The sequence below is a fragment of the Rhodoferax ferrireducens genome (assembly GCF_031458075.1).
GTDB classification, from domain to species: Bacteria; Pseudomonadota; Gammaproteobacteria; order Burkholderiales; family Burkholderiaceae_C; genus Rhodoferax_B; species Rhodoferax_B ferrireducens_A.
On record NZ_JAVDXT010000001.1, the window covers coordinates 1,033,989 to 1,054,795 of the forward strand.

At 64.4% G+C, this 20,807-nt stretch carries 20 protein-coding genes and 1 tRNA gene; 7 read left to right on the forward strand and 14 right to left on the reverse strand.

All coding sequences use genetic code 11. The annotated features are described in order from the left end of the window. Positions 1 to 98: 98 nt before the first annotated feature. The 10 genes from J2X19_RS04855 to J2X19_RS04900 all read right to left on the reverse strand — a co-directional run bounded on the left by J2X19_RS04855 (position 99) and on the right by J2X19_RS04900 (position 6,262). Positions 99 to 186 (reverse strand) — tRNA-Ser (locus J2X19_RS04855). Between the two features lie 54 nt (positions 187 to 240). After that, the gene (locus tag J2X19_RS04860) at positions 241 to 606 is read right to left on the reverse strand and encodes a 6-carboxytetrahydropterin synthase (RefSeq protein WP_310371153.1); all 366 of its coding nucleotides are present in this window, start codon (positions 604 to 606) and stop codon (positions 241 to 243) included. A 30-nt stretch (positions 607 to 636) separates the two neighbouring features. Next, on the reverse strand, positions 637 to 1,275 hold the full coding sequence (queE, locus tag J2X19_RS04865; RefSeq protein WP_310371155.1) for a 7-carboxy-7-deazaguanine synthase: 639 nt from the start codon (positions 1,273 to 1,275) through the stop codon (positions 637 to 639). A 45-nt stretch (positions 1,276 to 1,320) separates the two neighbouring features. Beyond that, positions 1,321 to 1,977, reverse strand: coding sequence for an urease accessory protein UreG (gene ureG, locus J2X19_RS04870; protein WP_310371157.1), 657 nt, complete (start codon positions 1,975 to 1,977; stop codon positions 1,321 to 1,323). Then, complete coding sequence (locus tag J2X19_RS04875; protein ID WP_405048619.1) at positions 1,974 to 2,759, reverse strand: urease accessory protein UreF; 786 nt, start codon at positions 2,757 to 2,759, stop codon at positions 1,974 to 1,976. The genes ureG and J2X19_RS04875 overlap by 4 nt, the downstream gene beginning before the upstream one ends. Further along, the gene (gene ureE, locus J2X19_RS04880; RefSeq protein ID WP_116604523.1) at positions 2,743 to 3,324 is read right to left on the reverse strand and encodes an urease accessory protein UreE; all 582 of its coding nucleotides are present in this window, start codon (positions 3,322 to 3,324) and stop codon (positions 2,743 to 2,745) included. The genes J2X19_RS04875 and ureE overlap by 17 nt, the downstream gene beginning before the upstream one ends. After that, positions 3,324 to 5,042 (reverse strand): urease subunit alpha, encoded by a 1,719-nt coding sequence (gene ureC, locus J2X19_RS04885; protein ID WP_310371162.1) that lies wholly within the window; start codon positions 5,040 to 5,042, stop codon positions 3,324 to 3,326. The genes ureE and ureC overlap by 1 nt, the downstream gene beginning before the upstream one ends. After that, on the reverse strand, positions 5,042 to 5,347 hold the full coding sequence (locus tag J2X19_RS04890) for an urease subunit beta (RefSeq protein ID WP_092758876.1): 306 nt from the start codon (positions 5,345 to 5,347) through the stop codon (positions 5,042 to 5,044). The genes ureC and J2X19_RS04890 overlap by 1 nt, the downstream gene beginning before the upstream one ends. Positions 5,348 to 5,358: 11 nt before the next feature. Beyond that, positions 5,359 to 5,940 carry a HupE/UreJ family protein gene (locus J2X19_RS04895; RefSeq protein ID WP_310371164.1) on the reverse strand — a complete coding sequence of 194 codons (582 nt, stop codon included), beginning with the start codon at positions 5,938 to 5,940 and terminating at the stop codon, positions 5,359 to 5,361. Positions 5,941 to 5,959: 19 nt separating this feature from the next. Beyond that, positions 5,960 to 6,262 (reverse strand): urease subunit gamma, encoded by a 303-nt coding sequence (locus J2X19_RS04900; RefSeq protein WP_092758872.1) that lies wholly within the window; start codon positions 6,260 to 6,262, stop codon positions 5,960 to 5,962. Positions 6,263 to 6,474: 212 nt separating this feature from the next. Here J2X19_RS04900 and J2X19_RS04905 point away from each other — a divergent pair, with 212 nt between their 5' ends. After that, a complete protein-coding gene (locus J2X19_RS04905) occupies positions 6,475 to 9,972 on the forward strand; it encodes a hybrid sensor histidine kinase/response regulator (RefSeq protein ID WP_310371167.1) in 3,498 nt (1,165 codons plus the stop codon). Further along, positions 9,962 to 10,954: a response regulator gene (locus J2X19_RS04910; protein WP_310371169.1), complete on the forward strand. Its 993-nt coding sequence runs from the start codon at positions 9,962 to 9,964 to the stop codon at positions 10,952 to 10,954. Before J2X19_RS04905 ends, J2X19_RS04910 begins: the two co-directional genes overlap by 11 nt. 179 nt (positions 10,955 to 11,133) lie before the next feature. Here J2X19_RS04910 and J2X19_RS04915 read toward each other — a convergent pair whose 3' ends face one another. Beyond that, positions 11,134 to 12,891, reverse strand: coding sequence for a methyl-accepting chemotaxis protein (locus tag J2X19_RS04915; RefSeq protein WP_310371171.1), 1,758 nt, complete (start codon positions 12,889 to 12,891; stop codon positions 11,134 to 11,136). Positions 12,892 to 12,937: 46 nt separating this feature from the next. Then, the gene (locus J2X19_RS04920) at positions 12,938 to 13,438 is read right to left on the reverse strand and encodes a chemotaxis protein CheW (RefSeq protein WP_310371173.1); all 501 of its coding nucleotides are present in this window, start codon (positions 13,436 to 13,438) and stop codon (positions 12,938 to 12,940) included. Between the two features lie 374 nt (positions 13,439 to 13,812). Here J2X19_RS04920 and J2X19_RS04925 point away from each other — a divergent pair, with 374 nt between their 5' ends. Then, positions 13,813 to 14,442, forward strand: a complete 630-nt coding sequence (locus J2X19_RS04925) for a flavin reductase family protein (protein WP_310371175.1) — start codon at positions 13,813 to 13,815, stop codon at positions 14,440 to 14,442. Between the two features lie 59 nt (positions 14,443 to 14,501). Here J2X19_RS04925 and J2X19_RS04930 read toward each other — a convergent pair whose 3' ends face one another. Next, positions 14,502 to 15,107 carry a hypothetical protein gene (locus J2X19_RS04930; RefSeq protein ID WP_310371177.1) on the reverse strand — a complete coding sequence of 202 codons (606 nt, stop codon included), beginning with the start codon at positions 15,105 to 15,107 and terminating at the stop codon, positions 14,502 to 14,504. A gap of 59 nt (positions 15,108 to 15,166) precedes the next feature. Further along, a complete protein-coding gene (locus J2X19_RS04935) occupies positions 15,167 to 15,946 on the reverse strand; it encodes a tetratricopeptide repeat protein (protein ID WP_310371178.1) in 780 nt (259 codons plus the stop codon). Between the two features lie 70 nt (positions 15,947 to 16,016). Between J2X19_RS04935 and guaD the strand changes: the two genes are divergently transcribed. The 4 genes from guaD to J2X19_RS04955 all read left to right on the forward strand — a co-directional run bounded on the left by guaD (position 16,017) and on the right by J2X19_RS04955 (position 20,787). Beyond that, positions 16,017 to 17,300, forward strand: a complete 1,284-nt coding sequence (gene guaD / locus J2X19_RS04940; RefSeq protein ID WP_310371180.1) for a guanine deaminase — start codon at positions 16,017 to 16,019, stop codon at positions 17,298 to 17,300. A 98-nt stretch (positions 17,301 to 17,398) separates the two neighbouring features. Then, on the forward strand, positions 17,399 to 17,965 hold the full coding sequence (dcd, locus tag J2X19_RS04945) for a dCTP deaminase (RefSeq protein ID WP_092758854.1): 567 nt from the start codon (positions 17,399 to 17,401) through the stop codon (positions 17,963 to 17,965). 78 nt (positions 17,966 to 18,043) lie between these two features. Beyond that, positions 18,044 to 18,916: a class II glutamine amidotransferase gene (locus J2X19_RS04950; protein ID WP_116604513.1), complete on the forward strand. Its 873-nt coding sequence runs from the start codon at positions 18,044 to 18,046 to the stop codon at positions 18,914 to 18,916. Beyond that, positions 18,913 to 20,787, forward strand: a complete 1,875-nt coding sequence (locus J2X19_RS04955) for a dipeptide ABC transporter ATP-binding protein (protein ID WP_116605566.1) — start codon at positions 18,913 to 18,915, stop codon at positions 20,785 to 20,787. Before J2X19_RS04950 ends, J2X19_RS04955 begins: the two co-directional genes overlap by 4 nt. Positions 20,788 to 20,807 lie beyond the last annotated feature (20 nt).

Below are 20,807 nucleotides of genomic sequence, written 5' to 3' on the forward strand. Positions count from 1 at the left end.
GCTAATGAGCAGGATATGCTTGATGAGGAAAGTGAAGACGCCACGGGCAAGTCACGCAGATTTAGCTTTCCTTGCACACTATGGAGTTATGCCAGATATGGCGGAAGCGGTGAGATTCGAACTCACGGACCCTTGCGGGTCGCCGGTTTTCAAGACCGGTGCAATCGACCACTCTGCCACGCTTCCAAGCCCACGATTCTAACCTTGGTATTTACCCCAGCGTTACGAAACGTACGCTAATTAGGGGATGTCCAAAGTGCATGCATCGCCAATGGCGTCGCGCCAAACCCGGACCCGGCTGACAGGGGGATGGACATCGGAAAGTTGCTCCGCAATAAAGCTACAAAGGTTCTCCAGGGTGGGTGTGCCGAGCTTGGGCACATCGTCCAGCAGATGGTGGTCCAGTTGCTCGCGCACGCTTTGCAAACGTTGACGCAAAAAGCCTAGATCCAGCACCATGCCATTCACCGGGTCGCGCGGGCCCGTCACGCTGACCTCTGCGTGGTAGGTGTGGCCGTGGATGCGGCGGCTGCCTTCGGTTTCAATTTCGCGTTGAAGCGTGTGGGCGGCGTCGAAGTAGAAGCGTTGGCTGATGGTCAGCTGCATGGGTGTCACTCGCAAATGAAGATAGGCAAATCAGCGGATACCGCTGATCTTGTGGGTCTGGATGCTCAGGCGCCACGCGGGGTGCTGCATGCAGGTGTCGATGCAGAGGGCCGTATTGGCCGCCTGCTCGGGGCCGTCCATGGGTTGCAGGAAGCGGTGGGTGAACTGGCCGGTGCTGGCCAGTGTGCCCAGGTCCATGTCCGATTGCGGCCAGACCACTTTCAGCTCCTGACCTTGCTGTTGTATCCAGGGCGCTCCGGCCTTGGGGCTGATACAGAGCCAGTCTATGCCTTCGGGGGCGCGTACCGTGCCATTGCTTTCCACGGCGATGCGGAAGCCGCGCGCATGCAGGGCGGTAACCAGCTCGGTGTCGACCTGCAGCAGCGGCTCTCCACCGGTTAAAACGGTCAAGCGGTTCTGGGTTTCGCCCGCCGGCCATTGGGCTTCTATCAGGTCGGCCAGCGCGTCGGCAGTGGCAAATTTGCCGCCCAGGGGGCCGTCGGTGCCCACAAAGTCGGTATCGCAGAAACGGCAGACTGCGGTGGCGCGGTCGCTTTCGCGGCCGGTCCAGAGGTTGCAGCCGGCAAAGCGGCAGAACACAGCAGGGCTGCCCGCCTGGGCGCCTTCGCCCTGCAGGGTGTAGAAAATCTCTTTGACGCTATAGGTCATGTGTGAGCACCGCTGTCAGCGGTGAAACTTGCTAAGCCCTTGATTTTACGAGGCCAGCATGCCCTTTGTCTCGATGAAGGAAACCACCTCGGCCAGTCCGGTCAGGGTTTTCAGATTGGTCATCACAAACGGCTTGAGGCCCTGGCCGCTGGTGCGCATGCGGCGGGTGTCGGATTCCATGATGTCCAGGTTGGCACCCACGTGCGGCGCCAGGTCGGTCTTGTTGATGACGAACAGGTCGCTCTTGGTGATGCCGGGGCCGCCTTTGCGCGGGATTTTTTCGCCCGCCGCCACGTCGATCACGTAGATGGTCAGGTCGCTGAGCTCCGGGCTGAAGGTGGCGGCCAGGTTGTCGCCGCCGCTTTCTACAAACACGATGTCGGCATTCGGGTGCTCGACCAGCATGCGGTCAATGGCTTCCAGGTTGATGGAGCAGTCTTCGCGGATCGCTGTGTGCGGGCAGCCGCCCGTTTCCACGCCCATGATGCGGTCGGCGGGCAGGGCGCCGCTGACGGTCAGCAGGCGCTGGTCTTCCTTGGTGTAGATGTCGTTGGTGATGGCCACCAGATCGTATTTGTCGCGCATGGCCTTGCATAGCATTTCCAGCAAGGTGGTTTTGCCCGAACCGACCGGGCCGCCGATGCCGACGCGCAGCGGTGGCAGTTTCTTGGTGCGATTTGCGATGTGGTGCAGTGTGCTCATGATCTAAACAGTCTGGAATATTGCACTTCGTGCTGGGATGAAAGAATGGCCAGCATGGGCGAAAACGCCTGGCGCTGGCTGTCGGGAAGCTGGATGGCCTGGTCTACGGCGGCCGGAATGTCGGCGGCCAACCGTGCCAGTATGCGCTGGCCGGCGCTCTGGCCCAAGGGCACGGATTTGATGGCCGACTGGGTCATGTTCTCGGCCCAACCAAAGGCGTAGGCCAGCAGGCAGTCGCGCAGCGGGGCCTGGGTGGCGGCCGCGGCCAGGGCGTAGGCGATGGGGTAGGTGGGCTGCATCTGGGCGCAGGCCGCAATATGCTCTGGCGTGGCGGTGTTGTGGTTGCGCAGCCAGTCCAGCAGGGAACGGCCCATTTGTTCGGCCTGGGCGCGGAACTCGCTGCTCTCGCGGGTTTGCAGCACCCAGGCATTGAGCTCGGCCACGGTATCGATGGCACCGCGGCGCCAGGCCGGGATGGCTTTGGCGATGGCCGCCAGATCGCCGCGCATCAGCGTGATGTGCAACTGGTCGACCAGCCAGTCCGATGCTCTGCTTTCTGTAGCTACTCCCGCACGGTCTACGGCCGCTTCCAGCCCTTCTGAGTAGGAAAAACCACCCACGGGCAAGGCCGGCGATGCCAGCCAGATCAGCTGCAGTAGGCTGGGCGTGGCCGATTCTGGCGAACTGGCGCTGTGCTGAGCGGTTCTGGCAGGGCGGCGGCGTAGTGGTGGTATCAGCGGGCGGACTCTGCGCACCATCATCGGATCAGTGGGAATGGCCATGCCCATGGTCGTGTCCGCAGCCGGGGCCGTGGACGTGGGGTGCGGCCGCAATCGGGATGGTGATGGGCTTGGGCGCGGCGTGCGCATGCTCGTGGCCATGGCTGTGCCCCCCGGAGGCGTAGGCGCCGCCTTCGGGCTCGAAGGCCACGCTGGCTTCCACCACGTCCAGGTGCATGGCGCGCAGCATCTCGGCCAGCACGTGGTCGGGCTCGATCTTCAAATGGTCGGGTTGCAGCTCGATGGGGACATGGCGATTGCCCAGGTGGTAGGCGGCGCGGGTCAGGTCGAAGGGCGTGCCGTGGTCCGCGCAGGCGGTAATCAACAGCACCGATTGCGGCGCGGCCAGTACCCGCACCAGCGAACCGTCTTCGGCGACCAGCACGTCGCCGCCGCGCACCAGGGTGCCACGTGGCAGGAACACGCCGAGCTGGCGGCCCAGCGAATCGGTAGCGTCGAAGCGGCTTTTCTGCCGCACGTCCCAGTCGAGCTCGACGGTGCTGGCGCGTTTCAGCAGGGCAGGGGCCAAGCCCTTGCCTTGGGAGATGAGTTTGGAGGTTTGGAGCATTAAAAGAGAAAGTAACGTTGGGCCATGGGCAAGCTTACTGCGGCTTCGCAGGTCAGCAATTGTCCGTCGGCCCGCACGCTATAGGTTTGGGCGTCAATTTCCATCTTCGGCAAATAGCTGTTGTGCACCATGTGCTGCTTGCGCACGCCACGGATGTTGCGCACGGCGCTCAGGGTTTTGGCCAGGCCGAAGCGCTCCTTGATGCCGGCATGCAGCCCGGCTTGCGACACAAAGGTCAGCGAGCCGCGGGCCAGGGCGCTGCCGTAGGCGCCGAACATCGGCCGGTAATGTACCGGCTGGGGCGTGGGGATGCTGGCATTCGGGTCGCCCATGGCGGCCATGGCGATGAAGCCACCTTTGAGGATCAGCGCCGGCTTGACGCCGAAGAAGGCTGGCTTCCACACCACCAGGTCGGCCCATTTGCCGACTTCGATGCTGCCGACTTCGTGGCTGATACCGTGGGCAATGGCCGGGTTGATGGTGTACTTGGCGACGTAGCGCTTGGCGCGGAAGTTGTCGTTGCGTGAGGAATCCTCTGGCAGCGAGCCGCGCTGGGTCTTCATTTTGTGTGCTGTTTGCCAGGTGCGCAGGATGACTTCGCCGACCCGGCCCATGGCCTGGCTGTCGCTGCTCATCATGCTGATGGCGCCCAGGTCGTGCAGCACGTCTTCGGCGGCAATGGTTTCTTTGCGGATGCGGCTTTCGGCGAAGGCCAGGTCTTCGGGGATGCTCGCGTCCAGATGGTGGCAGACCATCAGCATGTCCACATGCTCGTCCAGCGTGTTCACGGTGTAGGGCATGGTGGGGTTGGTGCTGCTGGGCAGGAAGTTCGCCTCGCCCACCACCCGCAGAATGTCGGGCGCATGCCCGCCGCCCGCACCTTCGGTGTGGAAAGCGCAGAGGCCACGGCCCTTGGTGGCGGCAATGGTGTTTTCGACAAAGCCGCTCTCGTTCAGCGTGTCGGAATGGATGGCGACCTGGGTGTCGGTGGCATCGGCCACATCCAGGCAGTTGCTGATGGCGGCCGGCGTAGTGCCCCAGTCTTCGTGCAGCTTCAGGCCGATCACGCCGGCGTTGATCTGCTCGTGCAGCGCGGCCGGCAGGCTGGCGTTGCCCTTGCCCAGAAAGCCCAGGTTCATGGGGAAGGCGTCCGCCGCCTGCAGCATGCGCTCGATATTCCAGGGGCCGGGCGTGCAGGTGGTGGCAAAGGTGCCGGTCGCCGGGCCGGTGCCGCCGCCCATCATGGTGGTGACGCCGCTGGCCAGGGCTTCCTCGATCTGCTGCGGGCAGATGAAGTGGATGTGGCTGTCGATGCCGCCGGCGGTGACGATATTGCCTTCGCAGCTGATGACCTCGGTACCCGGGCCGATGACGATGTCCACGCCGGGTTGCACGTCGGGGTTGCCGGCCTTGCCGATGGCGACGATGCGCCCGCCCTTGAGGCCGATGTCGGCCTTGACGATGCCCCAGTGGTCCAGGATCAGCGCGTTGGTCATCACGCAGTCCACCGCGCCCTCGCTGTTCATGCGCTGGCTTTGGGCCATGCCGTCGCGGATGGTCTTGCCGCCGCCGAACTTCACTTCCTCGCCGTAGGCACCGGCCAGCAGTGTGTAGTCTTTTTCGACCTCGATCAGCAGGTCGGTGTCGGCCAGGCGCACCCGGTCGCCCACGGTGGGGCCAAAAATTTCCGCGTAGGCGCGTTTACCAATGCTTGCCATCAGAGTTTTCCTTGCGTGAGGCCGCGAAAGCCATACACCGTGCGGTCGCCCGCGAAATCCACCAGTTCCACCGTGCGTTGCTGGCCGGGCTCGAAGCGCACCGCGCTGCCCGAGGCGATGTTCAGCCGCATGCCCTGGGCGGCGGCACGGTCAAAGCCCAGCGCCCCATTGGTTTCGGCAAAGTGGTAGTGCGATCCGACCTGGATCGGCCGGTCTGCGGTATTGCTGACCACCAGGGTGAGGCTGCGCCGCCCGGTGTTCAGGGCGTGCTCGCCCGCATCAACCAAGAATTCGCCTGGGGTCATGCTGTAGCTCCTTACAGAACGGGAAGAACCGCCACCACGGCCACCAGGCCGCCGGCCACGCGCCGCATCCAGGCGGGGTAGCTGCGCAGCGCCAAGCCCATGGCCACGCCGGCCAGGTGCAGGCCCAGGGTAGCGACCAGCATGCCGACCAGCGGTGCCCAGCCGTTGCTGCCGCCGGCCAGTTCGGTGCCGTGGGCGATGCCGTGGAATACGGCAAACACGCCGACCACGCCCGCCGCCAACAGGCTGGGCAGCTGGGCCTGGGTGGCGACCAGCAGGCCCAGCACCAGCAGCGATGCGGCGATCATCGGCTCCACGCCCGACAGCTGCAGCCCGCCCAGGCCCAGCAGCGCGCCCACCATCAGCATGCCGGCAAAGGAGATCGGTGCCAGCCAGACCCGGCGCGCTGTCATCGCACTCCACAGGCCCACGGCCAGCATGGCAGCCATGTGGTCCATGCCCGTCAAGGGGTGCATCAACCCGTCCAGAAACGAGTGGTGCACGCCAGAATCTGTGCCTAAATGGGCGCTAGCGCCCGTAGATACTGCGGCAGAAGCTATTAAAACAATAGTGCGTAGAGAGGGCGTGCGCATGGTGTGGGCGTCCGGTGGGTTAAACAATGGGTTGGTGTACGGTGACCAGCTTGGTGCCGTCCGGGAAGGTGGCTTCGACCTGGATGTCGGGGATCATCTCGGCGATGCCGTCCATCACGTCGGCACGGCCCAGGATGTTGCGGCCTTCGCTCATCAGCTGGGCCACGCTCTTGCCGTCACGTGCGCCTTCCATCACCGCCGCGCTGATGAAGGCAATGGCTTCGGGGTAGTTCAGCTTCAGGCCGCGGGCTTTGCGGCGCTCGGCCAGCAGGGCGGCGGTGAAGATCAGCAGCTTGTCTTTTTCGCGAGGAGTCAGTTCCATCTCGTTTCACTCGATAGTTGATTAGTTAGCTCGTGCGGCCGCAAAAGCTGGCCGAACGCGGGGCGTAAGTTCCATGGAGGCTCGCTAGATAGACGGCGTAAGTTCGATCACCATTATTAAGCAAGCAATGTGCCCTGCACATACGCCATCGGGCGCAGATCGGCGCTGCTGAGCGCGGCCAGGCCTGGCCTGAAAGCTGCGAAGATCAGCCGGTGTTTGACCCCGACAACCCCCCTCTGAACGACGCACCGCAGCATGTGGTGAAGGTCCGGCGCGACTACAACAGCTGGGTGGCCAGCGAGACGCTGGAAGACTACGCCCTGCGTTTCGCACCCCAGCGCTTTCGCAAGTGGTCGGAATGGCGGGTTGCTAACACGGCCTTCGGCGCGGCCTCGTTCCTGATCCTGGAGGCCGTGGGCGCGACTCTGCTGGTGCAGCACGGCTTTGTGAACGCCTTCTGGGCCATCGTCGCCACCGGCCTCATCATCTTCCTGGCCGGCCTGCCGATCAGCATCTACGCGGCCCGCTTCGGGGTGGACATGGACTTGCTGACCCGCGGCGCGGGCTTTGGCTACATCGGCTCCACGCTGACCTCGCTGATCTATGCGTCCTTCACCTTCATATTCTTCGCACTGGAGGCCGCGGTCATGGCCTATGCGCTGGAGCTGTCGCTGGGCATACCGCCGCGCTGGGGTTATCTGATCTGCGCGCTGGTGGTGATTCCGCTGGTGACGCACGGCGTGTCCATGATCAGCCGGCTGCAGGTCTGGACCCAGCCGCTGTGGCTGCTGTTGCTGGTCGTGCCCTTCGTCTATGTGTGGATGCGCGAACCCGGTGCATTTGCGGCCGTCACGCACTACGCTGGTGTGTCTGGCAAGGGTGATAGCTTCAATATGCTCTCATTTGGTGCGGCGCTGACTGTGGGCATTGCGCTGATCACCCAAATGGGGGAGCAGGCCGACTACCTGCGCTTTATGCCCGCGCAGACCGCGCACAACCGGCGCCGCTGGTGGCTGGGCGTGCTGGCTGGCGGGCCCGGCTGGGTGCTGCTGGGGGTGGTGAAGATGCTGGGCGGCGCGTTGCTGGCCTACCTGGCCATCACCCACATGGTGCCGCCCGAGCGCGCGGTCGACCCGAACCAGATGTACCTGGCGGCCTACGAATACGTGTTTCCGCAGTACGGCTGGGCGGTGGCGGTCACCGCGCTGTTCGTGGTGCTGTCGCAGCTGAAGATCAATGTCACCAATGCCTATGCGGGCTCGCTGGCCTGGTCCAACTTCTTCTCGCGCATCACCCACAGCCATCCGGGCCGGGTGGTCTGGGTGGTGTTCAACACCTTGATCGCCTTCATGCTGATGGAGATGAATGTGTTCGAGGCGCTGGGCGATGTGCTTGGCCTGTATTCGAACCTGGCCATCGCCTGGATGATGGCCGTGGTGGCCGACCTGGTGATCAACAAGCCGCTGGGCCTTTCGCCGCCCGGCATCGAATTCAAGCGCGCCTATCTGTATGACGTCAACCCGGTGGGGGTCGGTGCGATGGCCCTGGCCTCGGCCCTGTCCATGCTCGCCTACATGGGCCTGCTGGGGCCGATGGCGCAGGCGTTTTCGGCACTGATCGCACTGGGCACAGCGTTAGTGGCCTCGCCGCTGTTGGCCTGGTGGACCAAGGGGCGCTACTACATCGCCCGCGGCCCGCAATCGGATTGGGTGCAGCGCGGCGCCAGTAAGCCGCTGGACGTGGGCGGCTACCAGCGGCTGCAGCGCTGCGTGATCTGCGAACGCGAATACGAAGCGCCCGACATGGCCCACTGCCCGGCCTACCAGGGCAGCATCTGCTCGCTGTGCTGCACGCTGGATGCGCGCTGCGGCGACCTGTGCAAACCGCAGGCGAGCCTGTCGGTGCAGTGGGCCTCGGCCCTGCGATGGCTGTTGCCGCAGCGCATCTGGCCGTACCTCGACACCGGCCTGGCGCACTTTATCCTGTTGATGCTGGTGGTGGTGCCGGTGCTGGCCACCTTGTTCGGTTTGCTATATTTTCAAGAGCTGCGTGCGCTGGCCCAGTCTGCGCTGGATGCCGATGTGGATACAGGCCAGTCGCTGCGCTCGGGTTTCGTCAAAGCCTATATGGCCTTGATCGTCATCGCCGGCATCGTCGCCTGGTGGCTGGTGCTGGCGCACAAGAGCCGGCAGGTCGCGCAGGAGGAATCGAACCGCCAAACCCATCTGCTGCAGCGCGAAATCGCCTCGCACCAGCAGACCGACCAGGCCTTGCAAGCCGCCCGGCTGGTGGCCGAGCAGGCCCGGGCCCAGGCCGACCACGCGAACCAGGCCAAGAGCCGCTACATCAGCGCCATCAGCCACGAGCTGCGGACACCGCTGAACAGCATCCTCGGCTACGCCCAGCTGATGGGCGAGGATGCCAGCGTGCCGCCGCACCGGCAGCAGGCGGTGAGTGTGATCAAGCGCGGCGGCGAGCATCTGCTGTCGCTGATCGAAGGTACGCTGGACATCGCCCGCATCGAGTCCGGCAAGCTGACCCTGGCCACCCGTGCCATGCCGTTCGCCGACTTGCTGCACGAGATGGCCGAGATGTTCGAACCCCAGGCGCGCGCCAAGGGCCTTGCCTTCCATTTCGACCCGCAGGGCGTGCTGCCCGAACAGGTGCGGGCCGACGAAAAACGCTTGCGCCAGATCCTGATCAACCTGCTGGGCAATGCCATCAAGTTCACCGCCAGCGGCCGGGTGCGGTTGCGCGCCCGCTATGCGCTGCAAATGGCCTTCATCGAGATCGAAGACACCGGCCCCGGCATGCAGGCCGACGAGCTGGCGCAGATCTTCGAGCCCTTTGCCCGCGGCACCCTGGCCGCGCCGACCAGTCCGGGCGCCGGCCTGGGCCTGACCATCGCCAAGATGCTGACCGATCTGATGGGCGGCGAGATGACCGTGGCCAGCACGCCGGGCAGCGGCTCGGTGTTCCGCGTCAAGCTGTTCCTGCCCGAAGTCCATGGTGCCGACCTGCAGGCCGTGCGGCCCAAGGCCGCGCGCTCCCGCCGCGCCTACCTGGGGCCGCGCCGCAAGCTGCTGGTGGTGGACAACGAAGAGCCCGACCGCGAGCTGCTGGTGCAGCTGCTGCAGCCCCTGGGCTTTGAGGTGCGCACCGCCGCCAGCGGCCACGACGCGCTGGACCTGCTGGCCGCCGGCTACCAGCCCGACGTGGTGCTGATGGACCTGGCCATGCCCGGCATCGACGGCTGGGAGACGATACGCCGGCTGCGCGCCGACGGCCACCACGGTGCCCACGTGGCTATCGTCTCGGCCAACGCCTTCGACAAGGGCCTGGAGAACGACGTCGGCATCCGCCCCGAGGACTTCATCACCAAGCCAGTGCGGCACAGCGAGTTGCTGGACTGGCTGGAGCGCCGCCTGACTCTGCAGTGGTCCGACGTCGCCACCCAGGAACCGGCCGCACCAGCGGCGGCCCAGCGGGTCTGGCCCGACGCGGCCAGCCTGCGTGCGCTGCGCGAGGTGGCCGAGCTGGGCTTTTACCGCGGTATCCTCAACCAGCTGGCCGCGCTTGAGGCCGACCAGCCCGCCTGCCGGGGCCTGGCGCAAGAGGTGCGCAGCCTGGCCCAACAATTCCAGTTCGAAGCCATAGGCCGCCTGCTGGCCGAGGCTCCTGCTAGCCCCGATACCACCCATGCTTCCTGAACCCAAAGCCATGCTCGACCGCAGCAACAGCGACCTGGTGCTGATCGTCGACGATGTGCCCGACAACCTGGCCGTGCTGCACGACGCGCTGGACGAATCCGGCTACACCGTGCTGGTCGCCACCCGTGGCGAAACCGCGCTGCAGCGTGCCGCCCAGGCTCTGCCCGACATCGTGCTGCTCGATGCCATGATGCCCGGCATGGACGGCTTCGAAGTGGCGCGCCAGCTCAAGGCGAATCCGGCCACCGCCCACATCCCGATCATCTTCATGACCGGCCTGACCGAGACCGAGCACCTGGTGGCCGCGCTGGAGGCCGGTGGCGTGGACTACGTGACCAAGCCGATCAAGCCCAAAGAAGTGCTGGCCCGCATGAACGTGCATCTGCAGGGCGCGCGCCAGGCGCGACAGCAGGTGCGCCAGGCCGGCCAGGCGCGCAATGCGCTGGACGCGTTTGGCTACGCCAGCATCACCGTGCGTGCCAGCGACGGCAAGCTGATGTGGCAGACCGCGCTGGCCCGCGATTTACTACTGGACTATTTCGGCACCAGCGCTCCGCAGACCCCCCAACTGGTGGTCGACTGGCTGCAGCAGCACCTACCGGCCGCCCAGCAGCAGGTCGAGCCGCCACGCCTCAGCGTGGAGCAGGGCGCGCGCCGGCTCAGTTTTCGCCTGCACCAACAGACCGGCGACAGCGAGGGTGGCGGCGACTGGCTGATCGTGATGCGCGAGGTGTCGGACGCGGCGGTGATCGAGGCCATGAGCCTGAGCTTCAAGCTCACCACCCGCGAAGCCGAGGTGTTGTACTGGGTGGTCAAGGGCAAGACCAACCGCGACATTGGCGAGATCCTGGGCAGCAGCCCGGCCACGGTAAAGAAGCACCTGGAGCGCGTCTACGTCAAGCTCGGTGTGGAAACCCGCACCGCGGCGGCGGGCGTGGCCATGACCAAGATCCGCCAGCTGCACCCGCAGTTCGAGGGCTAGTTTCAAGCTTTTTAGGGCTGTAGCGCAGATAAAACCTGCGCTAGCAGCTATGAAATAGATAGTAAATCCGCTGCGTGCACCCGGCGCAAACACCGATGTCCCTGCAAGCTGCTGGTTCAACAGCTTGCAGGGACATCGGTGTTTAGGGATGGCGTACCGCGCAGGCGGCCGCCGGGGTTTCAGAAGCTGGACCAGTCGCCGCCGCCGGCTGCGGCCAGCGCGGTCTTGGGCATGCCGAGCTTGGGCATGCCGAGCTTGGGTGAGGCCAGCTTGCTGGCGCCGAAGACAGGGCGGGTCACATTCTTGGCACGCTCAGGGCTGCGCTGTTCTTGGGGGCGGGCGGCCGGAGCGGCATAGCTACCGGTATTGGCGGCGAGCTTGAACACCGCCACCGATTGCAGCAAATGCTCGGCCTGGCTCTGCAGGCTGCTGGCAGCGGCAGCCGATTCTTCGACCAGGGCGGCATTCTGCTGCGTTACCTGGTCCATCTGGGTGATCGCTTCGCCGACCTGGGCCACGCCCTGGCTTTGCTCGTTGCTGGCCGAGCTGACCTCACCAATGATGTCGGTCACCCGGCGGATGGCCGTGACCACTTCGGTCATGGTGCTGCCGGCTTTGGCCACCAGCGTCGTGCCTTGCTCCACCTGGGCCACGCTGTTGTCGATCAAGGTCTTGATCTCCTTGGCGGCGGCAGCACTGCGCTGTGCCAGGTTGCGCACTTCACTGGCCACCACCGCAAAGCCGCGGCCTTGTTCGCCGGCACGGGCGGCTTCCACGGCCGCATTCAGCGCCAGGATATTGGTCTGGAAGGCGATGCCGTCGATCACGCTGATGATGTCGGAAATCTTCTTGCTGCTGTCGTTGATGCCCTTCATGGTGTCCACCACCTGGCTGACCACTTCGCCGCCTTGTACGGCCACGGTCGATGCATTCACGGCCAACTGGTTGGCCTGGTGGGCGCTGTCGGCGTTCTGGCGCACGGTGCTGGAGAGCTCTTCCATGGAGGCGGCGGTTTCTTCCAGGGCACTGGCCTGCTGCTCGGTGCGGCTGGACAAGTCGCTATTGCCCTGGGCAATCTCGGCGCTGGCGGTGGCCACGCCATCGGCGCTCTGACGGACATTGGACACCACACCCACCAGGCTGTCCTGCATGGCTTTGAGCTGGGCCATCAGGCTGCTGCTGTCGCCAGGCTTGACGGTGATCGGCATGGTCAGGTCGCCTTGGGCCACGGCACGGGCCAAGTCGGCCGCGGTGCCGGGTTCGCCGCCCAAGGCGCTTACCAGGCTGCGGGTAATGAGGAAGCCCAGGATTGCGGCTGCAATGATGGCCAGCAAGCTGGCGGCAATCAGCTGCAACTTTGCCATGTTGTAGTCGCCTTCCGCCTTGGCGATACTTTCGGCGCCGCTCTTGGTGCTGAACGCTTGGTAGCTTCTGGCGGCTGTGAGCAAGGCGTTCAGCAGGGGGCGGCATTCCTTGTTCATCTTGGCAATGGCTTCGTCTTTTTTGCCGTCTACGGCCAGTTTCACAATGTTCAGCGCGACAGGGCCGTACAGGCTTTCCACCCGGTTGATCTCATCCACCAGGCGGCGTTCTTCGGCGCTGACTTGGGGGTTTTGCTTGATGGCCGTGTTCAGCTTGAGCAGAGAATCCTGGGTGTCCTGGTGGGCTTGGGTCACTGCTTGCTTCTCTGCAGCGAGATCCTCGGGGGCGGACACCAGCACCAGGTTGCGTGCTGCGATGGCCCGGCGGTTGACCGCGGCTCGCACATCCGTAACCAGTTGGGCCTGCGCCACATTGACATGGCTGTAGTCCGTGAAATGGTCATTGGTATCGCTGAGCGAGTGCATCGCCGCGAGGGATACGACCAATACCAGGGCGGCCATCAGGCCGAAGGCGAAGCTCAGCTGGCCTTTGACGGTGAAGTTCTTGAAGTTCATTTGGATGCCTCTTTAGGATGAAATGCTCGGAAATGACGGGCTACTGCTAGTGAACCGTGGGGTTCTGACTGAGTTCGGGGTTGCCAAGGAAGGATTCGGTATCCACCAGGATCAACATGCGCTCTCCCAGATTGGCCAAGCCGGTGATGAAGCTGGCATTGGTGCCGGCATGGAGATCGGGAGGCGGTTTGATGCTGCCGGGCTCCAGCTGCACCACATCCGAGACCGAGTCGACCACCGCACCGATGACTTGGTGGCGCAGGTTCAAAACAATCACGACGGTGGATGCCGTGTAGGCGACGGTGCGGCAGTGCAGCTTGAGGCGCAAATCAATGATCGGCACGATCACCCCGCGCAGATTGATGACGCCGAGCAATTCGTCGGGCGCATTGGCGATGTGCGTGGGCTTGGCGTAGGAGCGGATCTCCTGCACTTTCAAAATATCGATGCCATATTCCACAGCGCCGAGCCGGAAGGAAAGGAATTCACTGGTAGCGCCTATCGCTGTAGGGGCGATGCTGGCCGGAGCGGTGGCTAAGGTGTTCATTGTTGTTTTCCGAGTGGGGTGGCGACGTGTGAATTCTAGATTTATTTGATAAAAATGGTTTATTTGATTTCATTGTTAATGTGAAAAATGACACGTAAAAATGAATCTGATAGACTGAAATGCACTTTCCAGTGCCTCGTCTTCAGTGTTTTCAATAATGTTCGTGCTGTGAACTATTGGTACCAAGGCCAAAAAGCCACTGTGTGGGAGATTTTTCTTTAATTTGATAGAAAAACTATATTTGATAGATTGATGGCTGTTGCCGTGTCTTGCGAAGGGTGGGGGCGCCGGGCAAGGTTCGGGTATGCATATTGCTGCGCTCAGGCCGGCGCGGTCGGCACGCCGGCCCTCTCTCAACTACTCCATTGCGTCCCATGAATATCGACTTCGCCACCCTCACCGAATACCAGCGCTACAAGATGATGGCCAGCCTGATCGTGCCGCGGCCGATTGCGCTGGTGACCACCCTGGGCGAAGACGGGGTGGTCAATGCCGCACCCTTCAGCATGTTCAATATGCTGGGCGAGGAGCCGCCCATCGTGATGCTCAGCATCAACCGCCTGAAAGACGGCCACCTCAAGCACACGGCGGCGAACATCCAGCGCAGCAAAGAGTTCGTGGTCCACATGTGCGACGAAGACCTAGCCGAGCAGATGCACCGCTGCGGCGAGAACTTTCCGGTGCATGTGAGCGAGCTGGACGCAGTGGGGCTGACCACGGCATCCTCGTCATCGGTGGCGCCGCCGCGCATCGCCGAGGCGCCGGTGGCGTTTGAGTGCACGCTGTGGGAGACGCTGGAAACCACCAGCCGGCAGATCTTCATCGGCCAGGTGCGCTGGATGCATGCGCGCGACGAGCTGATCGACACCGAGAACTGGCGCGTGCGCCTGCAGCACTACCAGCCGGTGGGCCGCTTTGGCGCCAGCTTCTATGTGAAGACGAATGAGCGCTATGCGCTGGAGGCCCAGGCCGCGGCGCGCAGTACGGCCATCGACGAGATCTAAGTGTTTTAGGGCTCTAGCGCTTATTCCACCAGCGCAAGCAGCTACTTTTTAGATAGCAGTTAGCTCTCAATCAAGCTGCTATAGGCTTTGCGCGTGGCGGGCGATACGGCATCCAGCAGCTGCGCATAGGCTGTCTGGTGCCGGGCCAGCATGCGGGCCGAGGCCACGACCTTGGATTTGCAGAACCAGTGGCAGGTGTGCTGCATCAGGAACAGCTCGGCCGACATGGTGAAGGCCTTGTCCTTGGGCGAACGCTGGGCGGTGTTCTGCACCGTTTCGGCCATGCCTTTGGCGTGGATGGCGAACGCCTGGCGCAGGTCGAAGGTGGCCTGGGGCAGCAGTTTGTCGATGTAGGGAATCGCAAAGGCGATCTTGCTGACCCGGGTTTCCTCGGCCGGCGCCCGGGCAAAGCTGGTGGCGAAGCGGCTGAACTGGTCGCACAGCTGGGTTTCGGTGGTGCTCAGCAGGTTCCAGATCTGGGTGCGGCGTTCCTCGTCTTTTTCCCCCAGCGCGCGCAGATAGCCCTGGGTCAGGGCTTCCATCAGCTTTTCGATCTGGTACTGGCTGAGGTGGCTGCCCAGCAGCGCGATGCGCCGGCGCTGGTCCTGGCCGTTGAGTACGAAGATGCCAATGGCGACCAGGATCGCCAGGATGAAAAAGTCCATGGGGGAGTATGTAAATAGAGGCGGGGAGGGCTGGAGTGTAGTCACCCCCGGCCTGTGGGTCAGGCGGCGCTCTTGCTGTCGGCCAGCGCGCGCATGCGTTCGCCTATCTGCCGGAACTCCGCATAGCTGGACCGTTCCAGCAGCGCGCCCACCTGCTGCAGATAGGCCGGGGTGGCGGTTTTAGGCACTTTTTCCAGCCATTCCAGCGCCTCGGCCAGACGACCGCGCGCCGCCAGCATGCCCGCATAGTTGAACTGGCCGCGGAAGTCGCCGCCCTGGGCGGCTTCCTGGTAGCAGAAGAAGGCGGCTTCCTCGTCCTTCTCCACCACCTGGCCGTTTTCGTAATAGAGGCCGATCTTGGTCATGGACTTGGCATGGCCCAGGTCGGCGGCCTGCTGGTACAGCTTCAGCGCGGCGGCATGGTCTTGGGCGATGCTTTTGCCGGCGGCCAGCTGGTTGGCCAGGTTGTACAGGCCGGCGTCCAGGCCGGTGGCGGCGGCCTTCTGGTACCAGGCCACGGCGCGCGCCATGTCGATGGGGGCACCCCAGCCGTTTTCCAGGCAGCGGCCGGCCATGTTCATGCCCATGGGGTGGTCCTGGGCGGCGGCGCGCAGAAACCATTGCAGGGCCAGCGCCGGATTGCGCTCCAGGCCGTGGCCGTCCAGCAGCCATTGGCCGAGCACGGCCTGCGCATTGGCGCTGCCCAGCTGGGCGGCGGCCTGCACCCAGGGGCCGGCCTGGTCGGCCGGGCTGGCCAGCACGGCGGCCCACTGCGCGGGGGTGACGTGGGCCAGCTCGGCAGTGCGGGTCGGAATAGGGGGCAGGGCGGTAGCGGGCATGGGCGGGGTCGATGGGGGTGGATGCGGGGTGGATGTCAAACGGGCTGAATTATGCGTAAGCTCGGGGGGTATGAAAGCTTACCGTGCCGCGATCCTCCGTTTTGCCCCCGACCGTTCCGCCATCTACGAGGAAGATGGCCTGCTGGTGGTCGGACCGAATAGCCAAGGCACCCAGGTGGTCCAGGCCGTGGGCGCCTACCGCACCGTGGTCCAGGATTTCCCGGGCCTGGCCATCGAACATCTGCCCGGCCGCATCCTGGCGCCGGGCTTTGTCGACATGCACATCCATTACCCGCAGACCGACATCATCGGTTCGCCCGCCGACGGCTTGCTGCCCTGGCTGGAGAACTACACGTTTCCGGCAGAAAAACGCTTTGTAGCGCCCGAATACGCTGCGGAAGTAGCTAGGTTTTTCATAGCAGAGCTGCTGCGCAACGGCGTGACCAGCGCGCTGGCCTTTGCCACCTCGCACCCCAGCTCGGTCAACGCCTTGTTCGCCGAAGCCCAGCAGCAGCGGCTGCGCCTGATCACCGGCAAGGTGCTGCAAGACCAGAATTCCCCCGACGGCGTGCGCGATGAGACCGAGCAAAGCCTGCTGGACACCGAGGCGCTGATCCAGCGCTGGCACGGCGTGGACCGGCTGGGCTACGCCATCACACCGCGCTTTGTGCCGACCAGCAGCGCGGCCCAGCTGCGCGGCGCGGGCGAGCTGGCGGCGCGCTACCCGGATGTCTGGGTGCAGTCGCATGTGGCCGAGAACCTGGGCGAGATCGCCTGGGTGCGCGACCTCTACCCGGATGCGCGCAGCTACCTCAGCGTGTATGAAGACTTCGGCCTGCTGCGCCCGCGCGCCGTCTATGCGCACTGCATCCATTTCGACGACACCGACCGCGCGCTGATGCGCGACAGCGGTACGGTGGCGGCCATCAGCCCGACCAGCAATCTGTTCCTGGGCAGCGGTTTTTTTGACTACGAGGGCGCGGACCGCATAGGCTTTGGCTACGGCCTGGCCAGCGATGTGGGCGGCGGCACCAGCTTCAGCCCGTTCCACACCATGCGTGCGGCCTACTATGTGGGCCGGGAAGGGCAGACCAAGCCCGGCCTGTCGCTGAACCCGCAAAATCTGTGGTGGCAGCATACGGCCGGCGCGGCCCAGGCGCTGGGCCTGGGCGGGGTGGTGGGCAATCTGGCGGTGGGCTGCGAGGCCGATTTCCTGGTGCTGAACCCGCAGGCCACGCCGCTGCTGGCGCGCAAGACGGCGCGCGCCCAGAGCCTGGACGAGCTGCTGTTCTCGCTGATCATCCTGGCCGACGACCGGGCCGTCGAGCGCACCGTGATTTCCCAAGCCCAATAAGCCCTTGCTGCAGATAGGTCATATCGATATAGCTATTGATTTGGTAGCAAAATGTCGTTTCTGCGCGTTACAATCCCGCCTTACTGAGAGATTTCCGTATGACAATCAAAAGCGACAAATGGATTCGCCGCATGGCCGAGCAAACCGGCATGATCGAACCCTTCGAGCCCGGCCAGATCCGCGAACGCGAAGGCCACAAGATCATCAGCTACGGCACCAGCAGCTACGGCTACGACATCCGCTGCGCGCCTGAATTCAAGGTCTTCACCAATATCCACAGCACCGTGGTCGACCCGAAGAACTTCGACGAAAAGAGCTTCGTCGACTTCTCGGGCGACAGCTGCATCATCCCGCCGAACAGCTTTGCGCTGGCCCGCACCGTCGAGTACTTCCGCATTCCGCGCAACGTGCTGACCATCTGTCTGGGCAAGAGTACCTACGCGCGCTGCGGCATCATCGTCAACGTAACCCCGTTCGAGCCCGAATGGGAAGGCTATGTGACGCTGGAATTCAGCAACACCACGCCGCTGCCGGCCAAGATCTACGCGGGCGAGGGCTGCGCCCAGGTGCTGTTTTTCGAAAGCGACGAGGTCTGCGAGGTCAGCTACAAAGACCGTGGCGGCAAGTACCAGGGCCAGAGCGGCGTGACACTGCCCAGAGCGTAGGCCCGGGCTGCGCAGTTCCAGGGCCTGATTCTTGCAGGGCATTCGGCTAGACCTAGGAAAGCAAGGAAAGAAACCACCATGTGCCAAATGCTTGCAATGAATTGCAACAGCACTGCCAGCATCAACTTCTCGTTCACCGGCTTCTCGGCCCGCGGCGGGCAGACCGGCGAGCATGCCGATGGCTGGGGTATTGCCTTCCACGAGCGCACCGGCTGCCGGGTGTTCATAGACGACGGTCGGGCCAGCGACTCGGCCCTGGCCGACTTTGTGCGCAGCTACCCGATCAAGTCCAAGTCGGTGCTCGCGCACATCCGCAAGGCGACGCAGGGTGCGGTCACCCTGTCCAACTGCCACCCGTTCCAGCGCGAATGGCTGGGCCAGCATTGGGTGTTCTGCCACAACGGCGACCTGAAGAACTACCACCCGCGGCTGCGCGGCAACTACCTGCCGGTGGGCACCACCGACAGTGAAAAAGCCTTTTGCTGGATGCTGCAAGAGCTGCGCAGCGCCTTCAAGGACGCCTGCCCGCCGAGCTGGAAGCAGCTGGCGCCGGTGCTGGCCGATTTGTCGCGGCGTATCGCCAGCCATGGCACTTTCAATTTCCTGCTGTCCAATGGCGAGGCCATGTTTGCGCATTGCTCGACCCAACTGAGCTGGCTGTCGCGCCAGCATCCGTTCCAGACTGCGCGCCTGATCGACTGCGACATGACGCTGGACCTGCGCCAGACCAATAGCGAAAGTGACCGCATGGTGCTGATCGCCACCGAGCCGCTGACGGCCGACGAGCCCTGGGCCAAGTTCGAGCCGGGTGAGCTCAAGGTGTTTGTCGAAGGCGCCCAGGTCTGGAGCAGCACCAGCCTGCCCGCCCGGCCGCCCCGGCCCTTGCGGCCGGCCCGGCCGAAGCCGCCGACCGCCACCTCGATCCGCGCGGTGCAGGGCGTCGCGGTATGAGCCAGGGCGTGGTGGCACAGGGTTCCGGCCCGCGGCGGGTGCTGGATGTCAAGAATCTGAGCGTGCGCTTCGAGACCAAGGAGCGTGTGGTCGATGCGGTGCGCGACCTGTCGTTCCACGTGAATGCCGGTGAAACCCTGGCCATCGTCGGCGAGTCAGGCTCCGGCAAGTCGGTGTCCTCGCTGGCGCTGATGCGGCTAGTGGAAAACGGCGGCGGCCGCATTCTCAGCGGCAGCATGGACTTTCACCGGCGCGACGGCTCCACCCTGGACCTGGCCCGGGCCAGCAGCGCCACCATGCGCGGCATCCGCGGCGCCGAGATGGCGATGATCTTCCAGGAGCCCATGACCTCGCTGAACCCGGTGTTCCCGGTGGGCGAGCAGATTGCCGAATCCATCCGCCTGCACCAGGGCCTGGGCCGCAACGCCGCCCGCGCCGAGGCGTTGCGCATGCTGGACCTGGTGCGCATCCCCGAAGCCAAGAACGTGCTGGACCGCTTCCCGCACCAGCTGTCGGGCGGCATGCGCCAGCGGGTGATGATTGCCATGGCCTTGTCGTGCAAGCCCAGCCTGCTGATTGCCGACGAGCCGACCACGGCATTGGACGTGACCATCCAGGCCCAGGTGCTGGCCATCATCCGCATGCTGCAGGACGAGATGCACATGGGCGTGGTTTTCATCACCCACGACATGGGCGTGGTGGCCGAGATGGCCGACCGCGTGCTGGTCATGTACCGCGGCGACAAGGTGGAAGAGGGCGATTGCGCAGCGCTGTTTGCCGCGCCCCGGCACAGTTATACCCAGGCGCTGCTGGCGGCGGTGCCGACCCTGGGCGCGATGCAGGGCACGGATATCCCGGCGCGCTTTCCGCTGCTGGACACTGCCGATGGGGCCGATGCCGTGGTTTGGCCGGTGCGCGATACCGTGCAGCACGCCATGCCGCCGGTGCTGCGGGTGAAGAACCTGACCACCCGTTTCCCGGTGCGCACCGGCTTGTTTGGCCGGGTCACACGCCAGGTCTGCGCGGTGGAGCAGGTCAGCTTCAGCCTGCAGCCGGGCGAGACGCTGGCGCTGGTGGGCGAGTCCGGCTGCGGCAAGTCCACCACCGGCCGTTCGCTGGCGCGGCTGGTGCAGTTCGATTCGGGTGCTGTGGATGTGGCGGGCCGGCCGATTGCGCCCTTGCAAGGCCGTGCGCTGCAAACCCTGCGCCGCGATGTGCAGTTTATTTTCCAGGACCCGTTCGCTTCGTTGGACCCGCGGTTGACCGTTGGCTTTGCCATCATGGAGCCGCTGCTGGTGCACGGCGTGGCCAAGGGCGCGGACGCCGAGAAGCGCGTCACCGAGTTGCTGTACCGCGTCGGCCTGCCGGCCACAGCGGCGCAGCGCTACCCGCATGAATTTTCCGGTGGCCAGCGCCAGCGGATTGCGATTGCCCGGGCCCTGGCACTGAACCCCAAGGTGGTGATTGCCGACGAGGCGGTGTCGGCGCTGGACGTATCGATCCGCGCGCAGATCGTGAATCTGATGCTCGATTTGCAGCGCGAGTTCGGCATTGCCTTCTTGTTCATTTCGCACGACATGGCGGTGGTGGAGCGCATCAGCCACCGGGTGGCGGTGATGTACCTGGGCCAGATCGTCGAGATCGGCCCGCGCCGCGCGGTGTTCGAAAACCCGCAGCATGCCTACACCCGGCGCCTGATGGCGGCCGTGCCGGTGGCCGACCCGGCGCGCCGGCATGGCAAACGCGAGCTGCTGGCCGGCGAGATACCCAGCCCGATCCGCGCATTGAATGATCTGCCGCAAGTGGCGCCGCTGCACGAGGTCGGGCCCGGCCATTTCGTGGCCCGGCATAAAGTGGGCGGTATCTATTGATTTTCTGGTTCCCGATGGTC